This window comes from Pseudomonas aegrilactucae, from assembly GCF_019168305.1.
Taxonomy (GTDB): Bacteria; Pseudomonadota; Gammaproteobacteria; order Pseudomonadales; family Pseudomonadaceae; genus Aquipseudomonas; species Aquipseudomonas aegrilactucae.
Map to the genome: position 1 here is coordinate 1 of NZ_JAHTBI010000021.1, position 21,239 is coordinate 21,239.

Genomic DNA, 21,239 nt, shown 5'->3' on the forward strand with positions numbered 1-21,239 from the left:
GAGTGATCGACATGACGAAGCCTGACTGCCTGCCTGGCGCCTTGCCTCATTGGCCTGCAAGAGCGCAATCGTGGGGGGCATCGCCCTCACCGCCGGTCGGGACTTGACCGCAGGGACGAGAATCGGGGTGCCGGCAGCCTGGTCAAAGCAGGCCAGGCGCTCCAGCGAAGAAACAATACGGGTGCAGTCCCGATCCGTCGCAGGCGTTGCCGCGACCTGTGCGCACCAGAGCAATGTGCCGGCGATCACACAGCCGATGTAGCTATTCATGAGACGCAGCCTCCAGGCTCCATTTCTGACATTTGCGGGCCAGCGTCCGCTTGGGTACGCCCAGACTCTCCGCCGCCCTCCTGCGCGAGCCGCCAAGCTGCTGCAAACGCGCATCGATCATCAGGCGCTCGAAGGCTTCCAGAGCCTGCGGAAGATCGTCGGTCGCCAACAGCGACTGGAGCGCTTCGCCACCTGCCGATGAAGGCACGCGCTTTTCAGGCGCTGACGCCAGCGAGTGATGCATGAGCTGCCTCAGCACCTCGTGCTCGATCGGCTGGCCGCAAGGTGTTCGCTCGCAGGCCGCCATCACAAGGTTGCGAAGCTCACGGATGTTTCCCGGAAACGAATGCGCATACAGCAACTGCAGGCTCGCGGCAGTAGCGCCGGCGACGAAGCGACGTTCCTGGCCGTTGTGCTCACGCACCAGGGCGGCAACCAACGGCCCCAGGTCCTCGCGCCGGGAGCGCAAGGTGGGCAGGTGAAGGCTCAGTTGGCAGATACGGAAATACAGGTCTTGCCGAAAACGCCCCTCGCGTACGCGTTGGGACAGCGGTTGATGGGTTGCGCAGAGCAGGCGGAAGTCAGAGTTCCGTTCCTCGACCGCTCCGACGGGTCGGTACTTTTTCTCGTTCAGCAATCGCAGCAAGGTGCCCTGAAGCGGCAACGGCATATCGCCAATCTCATCGAGGAACAGGGTTCCGCCATCGGCTGCGGCCACCAGGCCTTCGCGGGCCTCAGTGGCCCCGGTGTAAGCGCCTCGCGTACAACCGAACAGTTCAGCTTCGATCAGGTCCTTGGGTATGGCGGCGCAGTTGAGCGGAACAAACGCATGCCCACTGCGGCAGGAAGCCTGATGGATCAACCAGGCGGCGTGGTCCTTTCCAGCGCCGGTCTCGCCGGTGATCAATACGGCAAGCCTGGACTCGGCCAGCAGCAGGAGCTCGTCACGAAGCTGTCGCGCTATCGCGCTATCGCCCACGAATTCCCGCTTGATCAGCGTGCGTGCTTCAAGGCGCTGCGCCTGCATGGGCTCGTCGGGCGTACGTCTGCCGCATCCCATCTGATGCTCAGACAATGTGCCAAACAGGCATTGGTACACCGCCATGACGGCGGCCCAGGTTCGATCATTTCGCCATGCATGCAACGTACTTGCCTCGCCGCTGAGCAATAGCACCCCGCGCGACTGACCCTGATCATCGAGAATCGGCCATGCCAGCAGCGCCGCTCGCGCGCCCAACACGGTGCGCAATGCATCGAAATCCGCCCCTAGTCCGAGCAGACCGCAGGGTTGCTCAACCAGGCAAACCTCCTTGGTGTGCATGCAGTACCACAGGGGGCTATCAAGCCTCGCCCCGGAGATAGGCGGCAGCACCTCCAGGGCTACACCCTCACTGGCTACCGCATGCAACTGCTCGCCCAAGGCATCACGCAGGTAACAAAGCGCCGTTGCAACTTCACTGTACAGGCGCACGCCTTGCAATAAGCGCACGGCCAACTCGGTGACATGCCCAGCATTGGCTAACGCCTGAACAATCCCTGCCACCCCTACCGCATCCATGAAAAACCCTCGCACCACGTCAAACTATGCATATGAAAAAACATTATTCCCGTTGAGTTCCGGTACTCAAACTGGCCACATCTCCAACAACCGTTACAAATCAACGAGCACATTCAACCCAGAACGCGATCCGCTGCAACCCCCAACTCGCAAGCCGAAACTTAAGACCAACTTTATCAGTAGGGAATCGCCCAACCTCCTAGGGGCCGTGGACTCTAGCCTGCCAAGAAGCACATAGACAAACAAATATTAACTTACATTTTATGCGACTACTTTTTCTATTAATTTCGTAGCATTTATATCTGCCACGCACGGTCAGAAACAAACCAGGCGTAATCAGCCAACAACAAAAAGATAAATCCTACATTGCACAAAATAAAATCCTACTCAAAAAACAGAAATACAAGTAGGCCGCAATAAAGCAACTATTAAAGTAAAAGAGGGAATTTTTAATGTCGAAATCAATAGGCTCTGTTGCCCCCAAAGAACGCATCAATATCAAGTACGTGCCTGCAACAGGCGATCAACAGTCGGAGGTTGAGCTGCCGCTCAAGCTGCTCATCACTGGGGACTTCAAGGGCCAGCCGGAGGAAACCGCGCTGGAGGAACGCCAAGCAGTGCGCATCGACAAGGACACCTTCAACGACGTCCTCGCCAAAGCGGATATCCAGCTGGCGATGTCGGTGCCCTCAACGCTCAGCAAGGACCCAGAGGCGCAGTTGCCCGTGCACCTGAGCTTCAAATCGATCAACGACTTCGGTCCTGACTCGATTGCGCGCCAGGTGCCGGAGTTGAACAAGCTGCTAGAACTGCGCGAAGCGCTGGTTGCCCTCAAGGGCCCGCTGGGCAACGTCCCGGCATTTCGCAGACAGCTGCAGAGCCTGCTGGCAGACGAAGAGGCGCGCGCGCGCCTGGCCAGTGAACTCAACCTGGTGCTGGATACCCCGCAAGACTGATCCGTGATGCCTGAGCCGACTTCACGACTGGCTCCGTCGCTCAAGCACAGCCCTACTCTGCGCGTTCAAAAGGAAGATCTACATGCCAACACAAAGCGCCACTGCCACCCTGCTCGACACTCAGACACCACCCGGCCTGCTGGACCAGATCATGGCCGAAACCCTGATGCAGCCCTCCCAGGAGGGCTACCTGATCGCCAAACGCGGGGTCGCGGCGTTCATCACCGAGATCATCCAGAGCGACGAGCCGCAGCAGGCGGTCAACAAGCAGATGGTCGATCAGATGATCAGCGAAGTGGACCGGGCCCTGAGTACACAGATGGACCAGATTCTCCATCAACCAGAGTTCCAGCACCTGGAATCGGCCTGGCGCGGCCTGAAGCTGCTGGTGGACCGCACCGATTTTCGCGAGAACATCAAGCTGGAAGTCCTCCACGCTACCAAAGAAGAACTCCTCGAAGACTTCGAAAACGCCGGCGACATCACCCGCAGCGGTTTGTACAAGCACGTCTACACCGCTGGGTTCGGGCAGTTCGGCGGCGAGCCGGTGGCCAGCATGATCGGCAACTACACCTTCGGCCCTTCCTCCCCGGACATCAAGCTGCTCAGCTATGTCGCCTCGGTCGGCGCGATGTCGCACGCCCCGTTCGTCACCGCCGCCAGCCCCGAGTTCTTCAACATCGAGGGCTTTGAAGACCTGCCCAACCTGAAAGAGGTCAAGGATATCTTCGAGGGCCCGCGGCACGCCAAATGGCGGGGCCTGCGTGAGTCCGAAGACGCCCGCTACCTCGCGCTGACCATGCCACGCTTCCTGTTGCGCCAGCCTTACCACACCGTCGAGCAGCCGGTGTCGAGCTTCGCCTACGACGAGTCGGTCGATGCCAGGCACGACAACTACCTGTGGGGCAACACCGCCTACCTGATGGCCACGCGCATCAACGAGAGCTTCGCCCGTTACCGCTGGTGCCCGAACATCATCGGGCCGCAGTCTGGCGGCACGGTCGACGACCTGCCGGTGCACCTGTACGAATCCCTGGGCCAATTGCAGGCCAAGATTCCAACTGAGGTGCTGGTCTCGGACCGCAAGGAATACGAGTTGTCCGAAGAAGGCTTCATCCCGCTGACCATGCGCAAGGACAGCGACAACGCGGCGTTCTTCTCCGCCAACTCGATCCAGCGCCCGAAAAGCTTCCCCAAGACGCCTGAAGGTCAGGAAGCCCAGACCAACTACAAGCTGGGTACCCAACTGCCCTACCTGTTCATCGTCAACCGCCTGGCGCACTACCTGAAAGTGCTGCAACGCGAGCAGATCGGCAGCTGGAAGGAACGCCAGGACCTGGAAGCCGAACTCAACCGCTGGATCAAGCAGTACGTGGCCGACCAGGAGAACCCTTCAGCCGATGTGCGTAGCCGTCGCCCCCTGCGCGCCGCACGAATCGAAGTACAGGACGTGGCAGGCAACCCGGGCTGGTATCAGGTAGCCCTGTCGGTGCGCCCGCATTTCAAGTACATGGGCGCAAGCTTCGAGATTTCGCTGGTCGGGCGGCTGGACACCCAGTAACGGAGCACACCGATGCCTAGAAGCAGCGGTCGCGGCAGCCTGTTCGAGCGCCTGGCCCCGGATGCCAGGCCGTACCACAGCCTGTCACGCGCAGAGCAGACCACGCTGCGCATTGACGCCATCAAGTCGCACCTGGAACGCCTGTTCAACGCCCGTCAGGGCTGCTCGCAGAGCCGCCCTGATCTGGGCTTGAGCGACTTCAATGGCCATTGCGGCGGTACGGACCTGATGGCCCGCATCGGCGCCGACATCCGGCGCACGGTGGAAGCCTTCGAGCCCCGCCTGACGGTGCTCGGCCTGCACTTCCGCCCGAATCCCGGCGCGCCATTGGAGCTTAACTTCCGGCTCGACTGCCAAGTGCGCAGCCATTACCAGGATGAGTCCGTGCAGATCGACCTGGTCATCAATCATCGACACACCCAAGTCAAATGAGAACCCCATGCCCTTGAGACAAGGCTTTCGCGACGAATTGCACTACCTGCGCGAACTGGGCCGTGAGTTTGCCGAAGACAACCCCCAGCTGGCGCGCTTTCTCGGCGAACAGAGCGGCGATCCGGACGTGGAGCGGCTGTTGGAAGGCTTCGCCTTCCTCACCGCAAAGCTGCGCCTGAAGATCGATGACGATCTTCCCGAGCTGACCCACTCCATGCTGCAGATGCTCTGGCCCAACTACCTGCGCCCGCTGCCGAGCGCGACCATCATGCGCTTCGACCCGCTGCGTCAGGCGATCACCGAGCGCCAGGTGCTACCCAAGGGTACCCGCCTGTTCTCGGTACCGGTCGACGGCATCAGCTGCGAATTTCGCACCTGCACCGACGTCGTGCTGTTCCCGCTTGAAATGAACCTGATAAGCGATACCCACTCCCGCGACAAGTCCATTGTGCGCATCGACCTGGGGACAACCTGCGATCAAGCCCTGAACAGCATGGGCTGCGATCAACTGGACTTTCATCTCAGTGGTGACGACAGCAACGCACTGACGCTCTATCTGTGGCTGGCCAACTACCTCAAGGAGGTGCGGCTGATGTGCAATGGCGAGGTACGCTGCCTGCCATCGAGCGCCCTGCGGTTCCCCGGTTTCAGCCCCGATGAAGCGTTGCTGCCGTACCCGCGCAACGTGTTCGATGGCTACCGCATCCTGCAGGAATATTTCGTTTTCCCCCAACGCTTCCATTTCTTCAGCGTTGCTCAGTTGAGCACCCTGTGGCCGGCAGCGAGCGCCGACCAGGTACGCATCGAGTTTCATTTCGACCGACCAATGCCCGCCGGTACACGAATTGGCGATGGGGATATCAGCCTGTACTGCGCCCCTGCGATCAACCTGTTCGAGCACAGCGCCGAACCGATCGATCTGGACGGACGCGGGGAGCAGGTGCACCTGCAGCCCAGCGGACAACGCCCGTTCGCCTATGAAATCTTCAGCGTCGACGAGGTGGTCGGCTGGCGACGCAACAGCGAGGGCGACCAAGCGGACAAGCTGCGCGTGTTCCACCCCTTCGAATCCTTTGCCCACGAAATCGAGACAGCACAGGGTCGTACTGCCTTGTATTACCGCTGCCGTGTCGAAGAATCACTGCGCTACCGTGGCCTTCAGCACCGCATTGCCTTTGTTCGTGGGGACGAGAGCGCCTACATCGGCGAACGGGAAACGATTTCGGTTCAGCTGACCTGCACCAATCGCGACCTGCCACTGGCATTGGGCGTGGGCGACATCTGCCTGGCCACCGAAGCCACCCCCACCTTCGCCACCTACAGCAACATCACCTGCCCCACACGGCCCTATCGCCCGGTGCTCGACGGCAGCCTGCAGTGGACGTTGATCTCCAACCTCTCCCTGAACTATCTGTCGCTGCTGTCGGCAGAACCGCTCAAGGCCGTGATCCGCGCCTACGACTTTGCCGCGCTGCACGACATCCAGCAGGCCAGGGCCACACGCAAACGCCTGGATGGCATCGGGCAAGCGAAGACCGAGCCACTGGACTGGATGATGAAGGGCCTGCCCATCCGCGGCATGAGCACACAGCTGGAGATGGACCAGAGCGCCTTCCTCTGCGAAGGCGACCTGTACCTGTTCGCCACCGTGCTCTCCCACTTCTTCGCGCTGTACGCGAGCATCAACTCCTTTCACAAGCTGGACGTGATCAACACCAGCAATAACGAGCACTACACATGGCACCCGTTGACCGGCCGACAACCCGTGATCTAGCTGACACCCTGCTGGCGGATGCGCATAACTACTCGTTTTTCCAGTTGCTGGAACACCTGCACAAGCTGCACGGTGACAACCTGGAAAGCGCCGAGGCGTTCACCGCACCGCAGCGTCGGCTACGCCTGCAAAGCTCGCCCGGCCTGAACTTCCCCACCTCCGATGTCGCCGAGGCGGCGCGCGGGGAGCAAGAGGGCCGCTACCGGGTGCAGGCGAACTTCTTTGGCCTGCATGGCAGCGACTCCCCCCTGCCCGGCTACTATCTGGACGCCAGCGCGTACGAGTACGCCCAGGGCAACGGCATACGACCTGCCTTCCTGGACTACTTCAACCACTCGCTGCTGAATCTGTTGCACCAGGCGTGGCGCAAGTATCGCTACTACCGGCGCTTCCAGCAGCAGGCCACCGATGGCTTCTCACGCTACGTGTTCGCACTGATCGGCCTCAACGACCAGCAACTGCGCGGCACCACGCCGCTGCCCTGGAGCCGCCTGCTCAGCTACGCAGGCGTCATCGCCAGTCGCAGTCGTGCGCCTGCCACCGTTGCCGGCATCATCGCGCACTGCTTCGACCTTCATCAGGTCTCCATCCGGGAGTTCGAGGTACGCGAGGTCATCATCGCCAAGGCGCAGCGCAACGTGATCGGCACGCAGACCTGCGTACTGGGCCAGACATTTTTTGCCGGTGGCAAAACCCGCACCCGCAGCAGCAAGTTCACCCTGGTCATCGCCGGGCTGGATCAGGCGCGGTTTCGCGACTTCCTGCCCAGCGGCATCAACCATCAACGCCTGTGCAGGCTGATCGAGTTCCTGCTGCGCGATGCCACCGCCTACGACGTGGAGCTTCGCCTGAAGCAGGAAGAGGCGCCCCCCCTTCAGCCTGCGCCGAGAGCATGGCACCCACGTGGGCTGGACCAGCTTTATCGACCACAAGACACGTCAGCAACTACCTGTCGTACGTATCAAGGTGCGCTCATGAACCGACACACACCCTCCCCCGGCATTACTCTGGCCATCAGAAACCCGGGCATGCTGATGCACGGCTGCACGGCCTATCACCGCTTTACCCGCCAAGGCGGGACGCTGGGCAGCCAGCAATGCGACTGGCAATTGCTGGACCAAGCCCAACGCATTCACCCGCTGCACTGCGAAATTCGCTGGCGGGAAGAAGGCTTCTGCGTCATCGACCACAGCGGCGAAACCTACCTGAATGGCAACGACCTCAGCCTGCCGCCCGGCACCCACGTTCGGCTCAAGAACGAAGACCAGCTTCAGATCGGTGACTACGTGATCATTGCCTACATAGGTGAACCAAACGGCCCCACCGGCAAACGGCACCTGGGTGAGCACTCACTGACCGAGTTGATGAATGGTGACCAGTGCCCGTTGCAGGACCTGGTCCGCCCCTTGCCCGAGCGCGCAGCGCAATTCACCGACGCCTCAGACCTTGATCCCCTCATCGCTCTTGAAGCGGCCACTCAACGGTCTCAGGGCACCTGGCTATTCGGTGATCTGTTCACGCCGTCCAAGGGGTCGAAATGAACCCTGCCCCCCTGATGCTACTGGTCTGCCTGGCGCTGGGAGGGTGTACGGCACTCAGCAAGATGGGGCAGGTGATCATGGACCCATCAATCCAGTTAGGTGGAGCGGGAGACCAGCTCAGTCAGTTCTCGCTGAGCCTGTACGCCAGCCCCACCATCAACCTCAACCCCAGCAGCGCAGTTGACGAACCGCTTGTGCAGAACCACCTGCAGCTCACCCCGCTGGCGGTGAACCTGAGCGCGGGGGACCCATTGGAACTGACCCAGAAGCTGCAAGCCCTGCTCGATCACCTGTATCAGCAGCACCCGGCGATATCGCAAATAGAACAGGACGATCTCAACGAGCCTGTCATGTCGCCCGTGGATACCGATGTTGGCAGCTATGAAGATCCGCATATCCAGCTCGGCATCAGAACCGTTCGCGTCACGCCAGTTACCGAGGATGTGACCACACCGGTTGCGTTCAAGGTGCTCCAGCTCAAGGACGATTCGCTACTGCTCAATGCGGCTTACGAGCTGCTTGAAAAAGACCTTGAAAAGGCCTTGGGCAGCACGCTGGTGCAGGTGGACGACTATCGCCTGCTACCCGGTCAGTTCAAGTTCGTGGGCTTGGAGGAAATCAACGCGAACACACGCTACGTGGCGGTCATCGCGAACTATCACGACCGCGACAAGGCCGAGTGGAAACGTGCGCTGCGCATCGAACCACGCGGCCGACAGCACGCCCTGCTTGTTCAGTTCGAAGACGACGGCGTCGTGCTCAAGAACGATGGCTGAAGCGTCCTGCCCTACCTACTCAAATGACCAAGGAATCCCCCCTATGAGCTCGCGCAACCCGGTGTTGTGGAACGAGGGCTTGTTCGTCAAGCCGCAGCATTTTCAACAAATGGCCAACTCGACCGACGCCCTCATCCAGCAGCGCATCAGCAGCCTGAACGATGCCTTCTATGGCTTCAGCGAACTGGAGTTGAACCATGAGTACCTGAGCTTCGGCAAGATCGCTATCGTTCGCGCCCGCGGCATCATGCCCGACGGTACGATCTTCGATATCCCCGGCGATATGGACCCGCCACCACCACTGGAGATCGCGAACGGTTCGGCGGCAAACCAAGTCATCTACCTTTGCCTGCCTTTGCGTACCGCCGGCGTACTGGAAGTACGTTGGCCGGGGAGCGATGCCAATAGCCGCTACATCGCTCAAGCGGCGTTCATCAAAGACACCCACAGTGTGGACGGAGACGCCACAACCGTGGATCTCGCCATCCCAAACCTGCAGCTGAGGCTGGAGAAAGATGACCGCAGCGCCTACACCTGTCTCGCATTGGGCAAGATCCTCGACAAGCGGCCAGATGGCAGCCTGGTCATGGATGAGCACTTCTATCCCACCGCCGTCTCGCTGCAGGCCGTGCCAGCACTGCGTGGTTTTCTGGAGGAGATAGCAGGCTTGTTGCGCGAGCGTGCGCGCAACCTTGCCGGGCGTGTCTGCTCGCCCGGCCAATCCGGTGTCGCGGATGTCACCGACTTCAACCTGCTGCAGGTGATGAACCGGCTGCACCCGTATTTCCAACACCTGGCACGTCGACACAATGTACATCCCGAACAGCTCTACATCGCCTTCAGCCAGGCGTGCGGCGAGCTGGTCACCTTCACCGATGACGGGCGCCTGCCTCAGGACTACCCGGCCTACCAGCACGACAACCTGATCGAGTCGTTCAAGCTGCTGGAGGAGACACTTCGGCGCGCCCTCAGCACCATCTTGCAGCCACGCGCTGTGTCCCTGCCAATTATCGAGCAACAGTACGGTGTGCAGACCGCGACGCTCAGTGAGCAGCGCTTGCTCGACAACGCCGAGTTCATCCTGGCGGTTCGCGCCCGGCTGCCGGCGGACGAATTGCGCCAGCGCTTCCTGCTGCAGGCGAAGGTCACCTCAATTGAAGGCCTCACCGAACTGATTCGCTTGCAACTGCCCGGCATTCCCCTGGTACCGCTGCCCGTGGCACCGCGCCATCTGCCGTTCCATGCCGGCTTCAGCTACTTCGAACTCGACCGTCACCACGCGGCCTGGCACAGCCTGAAAGGCAGCAGCGGCTTCGGCTTCCATGTAGCAGGAGACTTCCCGGACCTGGAGCTTCAATTCTGGGCCATCAGAGGAGAATGAGATGAGCACAACCCCACCTAGGGTGGATGCCGGTTCGGCTCTGGAAAACCTGCTTCAGATGCAGCGAGCCTCTGTTGCGGGGGCTGCGATAGCCAGCAGTGAAAACACCGCCACTGAAATCGACCACTACCTGCATGACCCTGAGTTCCGCTTGCGTGGCGCGTTCAAGAACCCGATGCTCGACGCAGCGATGGCGCTGTTCGGCCTGTCGTTCCGGCTGGCCACCCTGGACCATCACGACAATGTAAAGAAGCTCTACGATGATGTGAGCAACCAGATCCGTACCATTCTTGAGGAGGTGCGTCAGCTGGAGTACGACGATGCCTCGTTCAAGGCCTACTCCTACTCGCTGTGCCTGTTCATGGACGAGACGGTGATGGGCCGCCCCTGGGGGGTGAGGTCCATATGGAGCCATCACCCCTTGCTCAGTGAATTTCACAAGGAAACCTGGGGGGGTGAGAAGTTTTTCACCCTGCTCGAACGCATGTCGACCGAAGCAGCCAGGTACCAGGATGTGGTCGAGTTCATGTACTTCTGCGTGTGCCTGGGGCTCAAGGGCAAGTACGCCGTACACGACAAGGGCGATGAAGAGATCCAGAAGCTCATCACCAGGCTTCAACGCATCATTCGTGAACTGCGAGGCCCCACGCCGCAGCAACTGACAGACCCACTGGCCAATGTCGCGCCACGCAACTTTCGCATCAGCCGACAGTGGCCGTGGTGGTCCCCCTGGCTCGCCGCCAGCATGCTGCTGGCGGGAATCTATGCAGTCTACTCGCTGCGGTTAAATACCATCACCCAGCAGGTGCTGCAGTCGCTGGATAACATTCTCAAGCTTTGATCTGTCACTTGCGCACGGGCTCTGGCACAGCCCGTTCCACCACACCCGGCTGTGCAGAAATCCGCACCACCTAACCCCGAACACCCTTGAAAAAGTGGCTTTTTGGCCATTAATGACCCGACCTTCCAGCAATCGAGCCACAAATGGCCCGATGCAATCCAATAAAATCAATCACTTACAACAATCGAGTCATTCATGACCCGCAAAAACAGCTAAAAATGAAAGAAAACAGTTACTTTATAACAAAACAAATGCTCGAGATTAGGTTATCAAAATCACTTATCAAATTGATTTAATTGAATTTAATTTTCTTGTTACACCTCTCGCATCGCATCTGGCATTGATCCTGCCCTGTCTCCTTCATCCATCAAACGATGGAAAAACCACCTCATGTGGTTTGTCTTTCAATGACAAAGGAGATTGTCATGCCAACACCCGCTTACATCAGCATGACCGGTGCTACCCAGGGCGCGATTACCAGCGGCGCATTCACGGCTGACTCGGTCGGCAACGTCTACGTCGAAGGCCATGAAGACGAAATCCTGATCCAGGAAATCCAGCACCGCATCGGCGTACCAACCGACCCGCAAAGCGGCCAGCCTTCCGGCCCACGCGTACACAAGCCGTTCGTGTTCACCAGCGCGCTGAACAAGGCCACCCCGCTGATGTATCAGGCCCTGGCCTCCGGCGAAAAACTCGAGAACGTGATGATCCGCTGGTTCCGCACCTCCACCGAGGGCAAGCAGGAGCACTTCTTCAGCACCGAGCTTGAGGACGCCACCATCGTCGATATCGACACCGTGCTGCCCCACGCCCAGATGGAGAGCAACAAGGATTTCACCCAGCTGATCAAGGTCAGCCTGGCTTATCGCAAGATCACCTGGACCCACGAAGTCTCCGGTACCGAAGGTTCCGACGACTGGCGCAAACCTATCGAAGCCTGACCGCGCTCGCCTGCATGCCAACACATGCGGGCGCTCGCTGTGACCTGGGCGACCCACGCCGCCCAGGCCTTCAAAGCAGTCACGGATAGGGACCCATGCCACGTCAATCAGATCTGCGCTTTACCTTTGAACCCGAGAGCAGCCCGGCACAGTTCGATGTGATCGAATTCAGTGTCGCTGACGATATACCTGCGTCGCTCACCTTGTGAGCCAAATCCACCTCAGTTAAGCGCCGTTTCAATCCAACTTGATACCTTTTCGATTTTACTTGCGCCGATTAAAACACTCTTCACTTCACCTTGCCTGACGAAAAACAGACTGGGCACTGCTTTTACGTGCAGAAGCGACACCAGCTCTCCATTAGACTCAGCGTCAATTTCATGGAACGTCACTCCCTTATACCTGCCCTCAAGTTCTTCAATCACACTGACCATAGCCTTCCCTGGAGAAGCCCATTTAGCGGTAAAAAGCAGTACCGTGGACTCATTGAAACCCGAGAGATCTGTGGCGGTAAATGTATTCATGACATTCTCACCCGAAGTCTGCTATTGGTAGAGTTACGACGCCATTATCAACCCCCACATTTCCGACACAACTGGCATAAATACCAGGTGGCTAGACCTGAAGTTAATTTCAGTCATCACTAAAAAACATAACCAGACACCGACTAAACGTCCGCCGCTTATTCATATGTACGCCTTGGCAGCTTAAGGATGCTCTGAAGAAACCTTCTAGATTTGGCAAAATGCCTGACTTCCACCGTCGAGCAGCCTGATGAAGACCGGTCGCTTGGTGACCTCTTTGACTCACGGCGCACTCTTCGGAATTGGTGCAATCCTTGCCGCCGACCTGGTTGCGCCAAACAAGCGTGTTCAGGCACAGCCGCACGCAACTCCCCTGTCCGCCCGCCCGCGAGCAACAACAAGCGAATTCCCAGTACGGCCCGGGGATGCCCGCCATAGCGACGCAGCTTGCGGAGAAAGTCCGGCAGCTGATCCATACGCAGATGCGGGTTGATGTCGAGATGCGCACCAGGATCGGTCCCTGCTTGAGGCAATCGCGCGGAAGGCCCGCCATTGGGCGTACAGTGGCAAACGAGTTCTCAGCGGCCTACAGCAGCTAGGCGGGCCTACCGGCGACTGGAACGCGGATCCGTACCTTGAGCCACCAGCACCCTGGCCTGATCCCGCGCTGTGCGCGCATCTTTCAGGCTGACCGCCGGATAACTGCCCAGCGGGATACCTGCCTGCCGGCACAACCCGTAAAAACGGAAATGCCACTGCCTGGCGCCCCTTGCACTGACAAACAATGCAAGGCCATCCAGATCTTTGATCGAGTAGTTCTTACCGGAGGGTTTCGCCTGGCGAACGGCGGTGTCGGTCAAGGTCATGATTGCATCTCCCGTCTCGTGGATAGAGGAGATGTCTAACGCTTCCAGACCGGGGGGACCCACCAACAAACCGCCGTGCTGCTTACCCCGATTTCGATGTACACATTGATGTACTTAAAATGCGTGGCTGGGGGTGGTTTTGGGTGGATGGCACTGGAACGAAAAAAGAGGCCGAAGCCTCTATTTTCATGATCTACAGCCTTCGCTGGAAATCTGTAGATCAACATTTGGAGCGGGAAACGAGACTCGAACTCGCGACCCCGACCTTGGCAAGGTCGTGCTCTACCAACTGAGCTATTCCCGCGTCGTGTTGATGGGTGCCATTCTAGCGAATTAAAAAACCCCGTCAACCCCTTGATTCAAAAAAGTTTATTTTATTTCCGAACCTTCACGCAGGTGCGGCCAGGCGGCCCGCAGGTAGTGCACCATCGACCACAGGGTCAACCCGGCAGCCACCAGCAGCAGCGCATAACCCAAGCCCACCCACACGCCCCACACCGGCGGGTTGCCCAGCAGGATCACCAGCGCCAGCATCTGCGCCGCCGTCTTCCACTTGCCCAGGTTGGACACCGCCACGTGGGCACGTGCGCCCATCTCGGCCATCCACTCGCGCAGCGCCGACACCACGATCTCACGACCGATGATGACCGCCGCCGGCAAGGTCAACCACAGGTTGGCATGCACCTGCACCAGCAGCACCAAGGCCACGGCGACCATCAGTTTGTCCGCGACCGGGTCGAGGAAGGCACCAAAGGGCGTGCTCTGCTGCCACCGCCTGGCCAGGTAGCCGTCCAGCCAGTCGGTGGCGGCGGCAACGGCAAACACACTGCTGGCGGCTATGTAGCTCCAGTGATACGGCACATAGAACAACAGTATGAAAATCGGAATGAGCAGAACACGTAGTACGGTAAGCAGATTAGGGATATTCATCGGCACAACTGGCTGCGAGGTGAGCGGGCATTCTACTCGCTATGCAGGCTGTCATAAATCGACTCGGCAAGCTTTTTACTAATTCCCGGCGCCTTGGCGATTTCTTCAACGCTCGCGCGGCTCAGTTCCTGCAAGCCACCGAAGTGCTTGAGCAGGTCACGACGACGCTTGGGCCCCACCCCGGCCACGCCCTCGAGGGTCGAAGTACGTCGCGTCTTGCCACGTCGGGCACGGTGCCCGGTGATGGCAAACCGGTGCGCCTCGTCACGGATCTGCTGGATCAGGTGCAAGGCCGGCGAATCACCCTTGAGGGTGAATTCATGGGCCACATCATTGAGGTACAGGGTCTCGAAACCCGCCTTGCGGGTGGTGCCCTTGGCCACACCCAGCAGGATCAGGTCAGGCACCGCCAGTTCCTGCATCACTTCGCGCGCCATGTTCAACTGGCCCTTGCCACCGTCCACCAGCAACACATCCGGCAGCTTGCCCTCCCCATCCTTGATGCGCGAGAAGCGCCGGGTGAGGGCCTGGTGCATGGCGGCATAGTCATCACCCGCCGTCACGCCCTCGATGTTGTAGCGCCGGTAGTCGGACTTGATCGGCCCCTCGGGGCCGAACACCACGCACGACGCCACGGTCGCCTCACCGCTGGAGTGGCTGATGTCGTAGCACTCAAGGCGCTGCGGCGTCTGCTCCAGGTCAAGTACCTGGGCCAGCGCATCGAAACGCGCCGCCATGTGCTGACGGTTGGCCAACCGCGCCATCAGCGCCTGTTCGGCATTGGTCACCGCCAACTGCTGCCAGCGCGCCCGCGTGCCACGCACGCGGTGGCTGATGCTGAGCTCGCGCCCGCGCAGGGCATGGATCGCGTCGCACAATGCCTCGAAGTCTTCATGCACCACGTTCACGATCAGCTCGGCCGGCAGTTCGCGCTCGGCGTTGCCCACGTAGTACTGGGCAAGAAACGCCGACATGACCTCGGCCACGTCTTCCTCGATACCTACCTGCGGAAAAAAGTTCTTGCTGCCCAGCACCCGTCCACCGCGCACGCTGATCAAGTGCACACACGCGCCGCCCGGGTTGATGAACGCCGCCACCACATCCACGTCACCGCTGCCGCCTTCCATGCTCTGCTGGTCCTGAACCCGGCGCAGCAGGGCGATCTGGTCACGCAACTCGGCAGCCCGCTCGAACTCCAGTGCCATGGCGGCACGCTCCATGTCAGCGTTCAGCTCGTTGGTCAACTGATGGCTGCGCCCTTCCAGGAACATCACCGAGTGACGTACGTCATCGGCGTATTCCTGGGGCTCGACCAGGCCGACACAGGGCGCCTTGCAGCGCTTGATCTGGTACTGCAGGCACGGCCGTGTGCGGTTGGCGTAGTAGCTGTCTTCGCACTGGCGCACAAAGAAGGTCTTCTGCAGCAGGCTCAGGCTTTCGCGGATCGCGCCGGCACTGGGGTAGGGCCCGAAATACTTGCCTTTGGCCTTCTTGGCACCGCGATGAATGCCCAGGCGCGGGTAATCGCCGTCACCGAGGAACACATACGGATAGGATTTGTCGTCGCGCAACAGGATGTTGTACGGCGGGCGCCATTCCTTGATCAGGGTCTGCTCGAGCAGCAGCGCCTCGGTCTCGTTGGCGGTAATGGTGGTTTCAACCTGTGCGATGCGCGCCACCAGGGCTGCGGTCTTGGGCGCCAGGCCGGCCTTGCGAAAGTAGCTCGCCAGGCGCTTTTTCAGGTTTTTGGCTTTACCCACGTACAGCAGGCGCGCGCCTTCATCGAACATCCGGTAAACACCCGGACGCCCGCTGCAGGTTGCCAGAAAGGCACTTGAATCAAACGCTGGGGTCATGATCAGAGGTTGGCGTCGACCATACCGTGGCGCACGGCCAGCAAGGTGAGTTCCACATCACTGGTAACGGAAAGTTTCTCGAAGATGCGGTAACGGTACGTATTAACCGTCTTGGGCGACAAGCACAGTTTGTCGGAAATGATCTGCACCTTCTGACAACCCACGATCATCAGGGCGATCTGGATCTCGCGCTCCGACAGGCTGTCGAATGGCGAGGCGTTTTGCGGCTCGAACGACTTGAGTGCCAACTGCTGGGCAATCTGCGGGCTGATGTAACGCTGGCCGGCAAATACCAGACGAATGGCCTGAACCATTTCACCCAGCCCTGCACCTTTGGTCAGATAGCCCGCCGCACCGGCCTGCAACAGGCGAGTGGGGAACGGGTCTTCTTCACACACGGTCACCGCCACCACCTTGATGTCGGGGTGGCTGCGCAGCAGCTTGCGGGTCGCCTCCAGGCCACCGATGCCAGGCATCTTGACGTCCATCAGGACCACGTCGGGCTTGAGGTCGCGGGTCGACTTGAGTGCCGCTTCGCCGGAATCGGCCTCCCCCACCACTTGCAAGCCGTCGATATCGGCCAGCATGCGGGTAATGCCCGTACGCACCAGATCGTGGTCATCGACCACCAGCACCCTAATCAAGCAAGCACCTCGCGTTACGGTGTGAAATTGGATCCGGCCACCTTAGCAAAAAAATTGCCGTGGGCACCTAACAGTAAACGTCATTGCAATGACGTCAATTTTCAGCCTGTGCCGCTGGGCGTGTGCCCCGCGCCTGCCAGACTGCACACGACCTGCGCGATGGCCTGCTGGTCGGCCAGCGAGAGCTGCCTGAAACAACCGAGCAACCGCGCTTCGGCGGCGCTCAAGCCTGCCGCTGCAAACTGCGTCGTCACCCCGTTCAACACATACAAGGCATCGACGCCGCGAGCAGCCACGGCCGCCAGGTAATCGGCCTTGGGGGTGCGCTCGCCGCTTTCATATTTGCCCTGCGCGTTGGCCTCGACGCCGCCGATGTCGCCGAACGCCCGCTGCGTCAATCCCAGCCGCTCCCGCTCTTCGCGCAGGCGCGCACCCATACCGTCCATTTGAATGATCAACCCTCTACGTTCAGCCACGCGACGTTGCGCAGCGCTTCTGAACAAGAACGAACACCGCGCAGAAAGGTTTAAGCGTGCAAAAAAGACAATGAGCCACCACTTGGAAAATGCCGGACCCTACCGAATCACTTCATTTTCTGACGCGATGGCGCACCCTGGGCTGCGTGGTACGGGTCAGCCGTGTGACGGTGTGTCTGCAGCGTTCGGGTCGATCGATCGCTGCATGCGCACAAAGCACTCGTCCTCGCCCTGGGCGACAAAGCCGTGGCGCAGGTACAGGGCCTGGGCCGGATTGCTCTTGAACACGGTCAGGCGCAACAGCGCCAGCCGGCGCCTGGCTGCCCAGGCCGGCAATTGCGCCAGTACCCAGCTGCCGACGCCGTGGCCGCGCGCGGCCTCGATCAGGTGCAGTTCGCGGATATACAGCGCACGGCTGTCCTGGCTCAGGCTGCAGAAGCCCAGCACGCGCTCGCCGTCGACGACCAGCCACTGTTCGCGCCAGCCCCAGGCCTGGTTGAAGGCTTCCTCCATCCACAGCAGGTCGAACTGGCGGTAATACGGCAGCATGGCGCGCCGCGTGAGGTCGCGGGCGAAGGTCAGATACTGGTCGGTGGCGGGGATGAGGGTTGGGGTCATTTCGGGCGCCCGTCAGGAGGCTTGCGGTGCGTCTATCGCTGATTCACAGCCTCACACTGTAGGCCCCAGCAGGTCCCCATAGCAAACCGGCGAGCTGCCCGGCCCGTGGCGCTCCAGCTCATCATCCAGCCACCCGGCCAGCACCTGCGCATTGTTGTGTCGTACATCCCTGGCCGCGTACACCAGCGTCAGCTCTCTCTTCTCGGCCTTTTATAAGCTTGGTCACTCAACCGCTGCTTTCGTTGACCGAAATCACTATGCCATCACCCAGGGTTTTTATGCTGACTGCGCCAGGCACGAATTCAACCTACCGGACCCGCCAGCATGACCATCCCGACCAGCGCCACCCTCGCCCCACCGGGTGTACGTGACGCCCTGCCTAAACCGGCCGCCCGCGCCGGCCGCACCACCATTGCCCTGTTCATCACCCTGCTGCTCGGCGGCCTGGTGTATACCGCCTGGAGCCTGTTTCGCGACATCGATGCGGCCGGCACCGTGGTCACCACCTGGACGCCCTTCGTGCTGCTGGGCTTAGCCCTGCTGATCGCACTGGGCTTCGAGTTCGTCAACGGCTTTCACGACACCGCCAACGCCGTGGCCACGGTGATCTACACCCACTCGCTGCCGGCACACTTCGCCGTGGTGTGGTCGGGCTGCTGGAATTTCATCGGGGTGTTGCTTTCCAGCGGCGCGGTGGCATTCGGCATCATTGCGTTGCTGCCGGTGGAGTTGATCCTGCAAGTGGGCTCTGCGGCAGGCTTTGCCATGGTCTTCGCCCTGCTGCTGGCCGCGATCATCTGGAACCTGGGCACCTGGTGGCTGGGGCTGCCGGCCTCGTCTTCGCACACCCTGATCGGCTCGATCATCGGCGTGGGCGTGGCCAACGCGCTGATGCACGGGCGCGACGGCAGCAGTGGTGTGGACTGGTCGCAGGCAGGCAAGGTCGGCTACTCGCTGCTGCTCTCGCCGCTGGTGGGCTTTGCCTGCGCGGCGCTGCTGCTGGTGGCCCTGCGCATGCTGGTCAAACGCCGCGAGCTGTACCAGGCGCCGGTGGGCGACACACCGCCGCCGTGGTGGATTCGCAGCCTGCTGATCCTGACGTGCACCGGCGTCTCCTTCGCCCACGGCTCCAACGATGGCCAGAAAGGCATGGGCCTGATCATGCTGATCCTGGTCGGCACCCTGCCCATGGCCTATGCCCTGAACCGCACCATGCCGGTCGAGCAGTCGCTGCAATTTGCCGAGGTGGCCCAGCTCACGCAGCAGGCGCTGCAACACCACACCGCGCACCCTGCCCCACAGGACCCGCGTGCCACCCTGACCCTGTACCTGCGAGAACAGCAGCCCAGTGCCGAACTGGTGCCAGCGCTCGGCGCACTGGCGGGGCTGATCGGTGACGAGGTACAAAGCTATGGCTCGCTGACACGGGTGCCGGCCCAAGCCATGGCCAACGTGCGCAACGACATGTACCTGACCAGCGAAGCCATCCGCCTGATGCAACGCCACCAGCACGGCGCGCTCGACGCGGCCACGGCCAGCCAGGTGCAGATGTTCAAGACGCGCATCGACGACGCCACGCGGTTCATCCCGCTGTGGGTCAAGATCGCCGTGGCCATCGCCCTGGGCCTGGGCACCATGGTGGGCTGGCGCCGCATCGTGGTGACCGTGGGCGAGAAGATCGGCAAGACCCACCTCACCTACGCCCAGGGTGCATCGGCAGAGTTGGTGGCAATGTGCACCATCGGTGCGGCGGACCTGTACGGGTTGCCGGTGTCGACCACCCATGTGCTTTCGTCCGGGGTGGCCGGGACCATGGTGGCCAACGGCTCGGGCCTGCAGATGCGGACCCTCGCCCACCTGGCGATGGCCTGGGTGTTGACCCTGCCCGCAGCCATGCTGCTGTCGGGCGGGCTGTACTGGTTGCTGAGCCAGTTGCTGTAGCCGTCAGCGGCCGCCGACAACACTGTCGCCGTGGGAGATGATGACTTCGACGCGGCGGTTGAGCTGGCGCGACGACGCGCTGGCATTGGAGGCCACCGGGTACGCCTTGCCATAGCCGGTGCTGATCACGCGCTGGGCCTGAATGCCTTGACGGCGCAGGGCATTGGCTACCGCAGCAGCGCGCTGCTCCGACAACTGCTGATTGAAGGCGTCGGCGCCTGTGGAGTCGGTAAAGCCTTCAACCCGCACCTTGCGCTCGGGGTTGGCCCGCAGGTAATCGGCCAGTTGCTCGATGTTGCGCTGGCTGCTGCCCTTGAGTTCAGCACGACCGGTATCGAACAGCACGTCACCGAAGGTGACCACGGTGCCGCGGTCGGTCTGCTTGGCCTTGAGTTGCTGCAGCGCCTTGAGCTGGGCGGTACGCACATCCAGACGGGCCTGGGTACGCTGCGCTTCGATGCCTTGCAGGCCGGCCTCGGCCTGACGCAGGGCGATGGTCTGCTCGGCCACCGCGATCTTCTGGTTGGCCAGGTAGCTCAGTTGATCGAGTTGCGGCGCCTTGCGGTCCTGGATTGACAGTAGCTCGGCCTTGCCCAGCGCAGTGAAAGCGTCCTTGGTTTCCAGCGCGGCCAGGCGGCTGGACGCCGGCTTGCTCTGCAGCACGCTGAAATGTTCACGAGCCTCGACCAGGCCAGGGTGTTCGGCCGTGTTGGTGCAACCGACGACAAACACCGCCAGCACGGACAGGACAGGCAACAGGGGGTTGATACGCATGACAGAAGTTCTCACGGAGTGATCGTGTTGATGAGGGTGTCGGGGGCCTGGAGCATTTCCTGCTTCAGCACTTCGATACCGTTGTTGGCGCTCTGCAACTGTTGCTGCGCCTTGACCGCACGGGCCTTGCGCTCGGCCAGGTTGGCATCGGCCTCGGCCTGCTCGGCCAGGGTGCGGGCCGCGGTGTAGTTCTTCTCGCCCAGAGCGCGCTCGACGCCATACAGCTTGTCCTGGGCAGACTTCATCTCGGCCGGCGCGTATTGGGTGGCATCGGCGGCCACCGCACGGCTGACCGCGTTACGGCTCAACTCGACCTGATCGGTGGGTGCCGGTACGCCAGCGCAACCAGCCAGCGCGGCCATCAGGGTGGCCACCAAAGCGCCAGCGGCCAGGGGTTTGACGGTGCGAATAGCAACCATGGGAAGACTCCAGAAACGTGGGAAAAAACATCCGGTGTTCAAGCGGTGTAAGACTATTCCCAGTGTCTAGGGCAACCCTATCGGAGCCCGCCTCACGCAAAGTCAGAAATTTCCGTTAACACACAACGAAAACGGTCTGACCGTTGTAATGAACCTG

21 protein-coding genes, 1 tRNA gene and 2 pseudogenes are annotated in these 21,239 nt (G+C 60.8%); 11 read left to right on the forward strand and 13 right to left on the reverse strand.

Going from position 1 to position 21,239, the window contains the following annotated elements:
* Both KUO17_RS06980 and KUO17_RS06985 read right to left on the reverse strand, forming a co-directional pair.
* On the reverse strand, positions 1-270 hold a 270-nt coding region (locus KUO17_RS06980; RefSeq protein WP_217974536.1), incomplete at its 3' end, for a type VI secretion system-associated protein TagO.
* Positions 263-1,828: a sigma 54-interacting transcriptional regulator gene (locus KUO17_RS06985; protein ID WP_217974537.1), complete on the reverse strand. Its 1,566-nt coding sequence runs from the start codon at positions 1,826-1,828 to the stop codon at positions 263-265. The genes KUO17_RS06985 and KUO17_RS06980, both read right to left, overlap by 8 nt.
* Before the next feature lie 452 nt (positions 1,829-2,280).
* On the opposite strand from KUO17_RS06985, the gene tssB reads away from it, so the two are divergent.
* The 10 genes and pseudogenes from tssB (at position 2,281) to KUO17_RS07035 (ending at position 12,034) form a co-directional block, all read left to right on the forward strand.
* Positions 2,281-2,784 carry a type VI secretion system contractile sheath small subunit gene (gene tssB, locus KUO17_RS06990; protein ID WP_217974538.1) on the forward strand — a complete coding sequence of 168 codons (504 nt, stop codon included), beginning with the start codon at positions 2,281-2,283 and terminating at the stop codon, positions 2,782-2,784.
* Positions 2,785-2,866: 82 nt separating this feature from the next.
* A complete protein-coding gene (tssC, locus tag KUO17_RS06995) occupies positions 2,867-4,345 on the forward strand; it encodes a type VI secretion system contractile sheath large subunit (RefSeq protein ID WP_217974539.1) in 1,479 nt (492 codons plus the stop codon).
* Positions 4,346-4,357: 12 nt separating this feature from the next.
* The gene (gene tssE / locus KUO17_RS07000; RefSeq protein WP_217974540.1) at positions 4,358-4,777 is read left to right on the forward strand and encodes a type VI secretion system baseplate subunit TssE; all 420 of its coding nucleotides are present in this window, start codon (positions 4,358-4,360) and stop codon (positions 4,775-4,777) included.
* 7 nt (positions 4,778-4,784) lie between these two features.
* Entirely contained in the window at positions 4,785-6,551 is a 1,767-nt protein-coding gene (gene tssF / locus KUO17_RS07005; protein ID WP_217974541.1) for a type VI secretion system baseplate subunit TssF, read from the forward strand.
* Positions 6,515-7,529, forward strand: a pseudogene (tssG, locus tag KUO17_RS07010) (type VI secretion system baseplate subunit TssG). Before tssF ends, tssG begins: the two are co-directional and overlap by 37 nt.
* Before the next feature lie 56 nt (positions 7,530-7,585).
* Positions 7,586-8,092, forward strand: a complete 507-nt coding sequence (locus KUO17_RS07015) for an FHA domain-containing protein (protein ID WP_255263460.1) — start codon at positions 7,586-7,588, stop codon at positions 8,090-8,092.
* Complete coding sequence (tssJ, locus tag KUO17_RS07020) at positions 8,089-8,868, forward strand: type VI secretion system lipoprotein TssJ (RefSeq protein WP_217974543.1); 780 nt, start codon at positions 8,089-8,091, stop codon at positions 8,866-8,868. The genes KUO17_RS07015 and tssJ overlap by 4 nt, the downstream gene beginning before the upstream one ends.
* A 43-nt stretch (positions 8,869-8,911) precedes the next feature.
* On the forward strand, positions 8,912-10,249 hold the full coding sequence (tssK, locus tag KUO17_RS07025; RefSeq protein ID WP_217974545.1) for a type VI secretion system baseplate subunit TssK: 1,338 nt from the start codon (positions 8,912-8,914) through the stop codon (positions 10,247-10,249).
* A gap of 1 nt (position 10,250) precedes the next feature.
* Positions 10,251-11,090, forward strand: coding sequence for a type IVB secretion system protein IcmH/DotU (icmH, locus tag KUO17_RS07030; protein WP_255263459.1), 840 nt, complete (start codon positions 10,251-10,253; stop codon positions 11,088-11,090).
* Between the two features lie 425 nt (positions 11,091-11,515).
* On the forward strand, positions 11,516-12,034 hold the full coding sequence (locus tag KUO17_RS07035) for an Hcp family type VI secretion system effector (protein WP_217974547.1): 519 nt from the start codon (positions 11,516-11,518) through the stop codon (positions 12,032-12,034).
* 221 nt (positions 12,035-12,255) lie between these two features.
* Here KUO17_RS07035 and KUO17_RS07040 read toward each other — a convergent pair whose 3' ends face one another.
* The 9 genes and pseudogenes from KUO17_RS07040 to KUO17_RS26565 form a co-directional block, all read right to left on the reverse strand.
* On the reverse strand, positions 12,256-12,558 hold the full coding sequence (locus KUO17_RS07040) for a thioredoxin family protein (protein ID WP_217974549.1): 303 nt from the start codon (positions 12,556-12,558) through the stop codon (positions 12,256-12,258).
* A 605-nt stretch (positions 12,559-13,163) separates the two neighbouring features.
* A complete protein-coding gene (locus KUO17_RS07045; RefSeq protein ID WP_217974551.1) occupies positions 13,164-13,424 on the reverse strand; it encodes an Arm DNA-binding domain-containing protein in 261 nt (86 codons plus the stop codon).
* 228 nt (positions 13,425-13,652) lie between these two features.
* Positions 13,653-13,728: transfer RNA gene (locus KUO17_RS07050), tRNA-Gly, on the reverse strand.
* A 65-nt stretch (positions 13,729-13,793) separates the two neighbouring features.
* Positions 13,794-14,354, reverse strand: a complete 561-nt coding sequence (pgsA, locus tag KUO17_RS07055; protein WP_217974553.1) for a CDP-diacylglycerol--glycerol-3-phosphate 3-phosphatidyltransferase — start codon at positions 14,352-14,354, stop codon at positions 13,794-13,796.
* Positions 14,355-14,386: 32 nt separating this feature from the next.
* Positions 14,387-16,210 carry an excinuclease ABC subunit UvrC gene (gene uvrC, locus KUO17_RS07060; RefSeq protein WP_217974555.1) on the reverse strand — a complete coding sequence of 608 codons (1,824 nt, stop codon included), beginning with the start codon at positions 16,208-16,210 and terminating at the stop codon, positions 14,387-14,389.
* A 2-nt stretch (positions 16,211-16,212) separates the two neighbouring features.
* Entirely contained in the window at positions 16,213-16,854 is a 642-nt protein-coding gene (gene gacA, locus KUO17_RS07065) for a response regulator transcription factor GacA (protein ID WP_163941957.1), read from the reverse strand.
* 101 nt (positions 16,855-16,955) lie between these two features.
* The gene (locus tag KUO17_RS07070) at positions 16,956-17,300 is read right to left on the reverse strand and encodes a helix-turn-helix domain-containing protein (protein ID WP_217974557.1); all 345 of its coding nucleotides are present in this window, start codon (positions 17,298-17,300) and stop codon (positions 16,956-16,958) included.
* A gap of 186 nt (positions 17,301-17,486) precedes the next feature.
* Complete coding sequence (locus tag KUO17_RS07075; RefSeq protein ID WP_217974559.1) at positions 17,487-17,948, reverse strand: GNAT family N-acetyltransferase; 462 nt, start codon at positions 17,946-17,948, stop codon at positions 17,487-17,489.
* Positions 17,949-17,999: 51 nt separating this feature from the next.
* Positions 18,000-18,155 (reverse strand): annotated as a pseudogene (locus tag KUO17_RS26565) (DUF488 family protein, N3 subclade); the annotation flags it as partial.
* Between the two features lie 117 nt (positions 18,156-18,272).
* Between KUO17_RS26565 and KUO17_RS07080 the strand changes: the two are divergent.
* Complete coding sequence (locus KUO17_RS07080; RefSeq protein WP_217974561.1) at positions 18,273-19,889, forward strand: inorganic phosphate transporter; 1,617 nt, start codon at positions 18,273-18,275, stop codon at positions 19,887-19,889.
* 3 nt (positions 19,890-19,892) lie between these two features.
* Here KUO17_RS07080 and KUO17_RS07085 read toward each other — a convergent pair whose 3' ends face one another.
* Positions 19,893-20,663, reverse strand: coding sequence for an OmpA family protein (locus tag KUO17_RS07085; RefSeq protein WP_217974563.1), 771 nt, complete (start codon positions 20,661-20,663; stop codon positions 19,893-19,895).
* A gap of 11 nt (positions 20,664-20,674) precedes the next feature.
* Complete coding sequence (locus KUO17_RS07090; RefSeq protein ID WP_217974564.1) at positions 20,675-21,082, reverse strand: DUF4398 domain-containing protein; 408 nt, start codon at positions 21,080-21,082, stop codon at positions 20,675-20,677.
* Between the last annotated feature and the right edge of the window lie 157 nt (positions 21,083-21,239).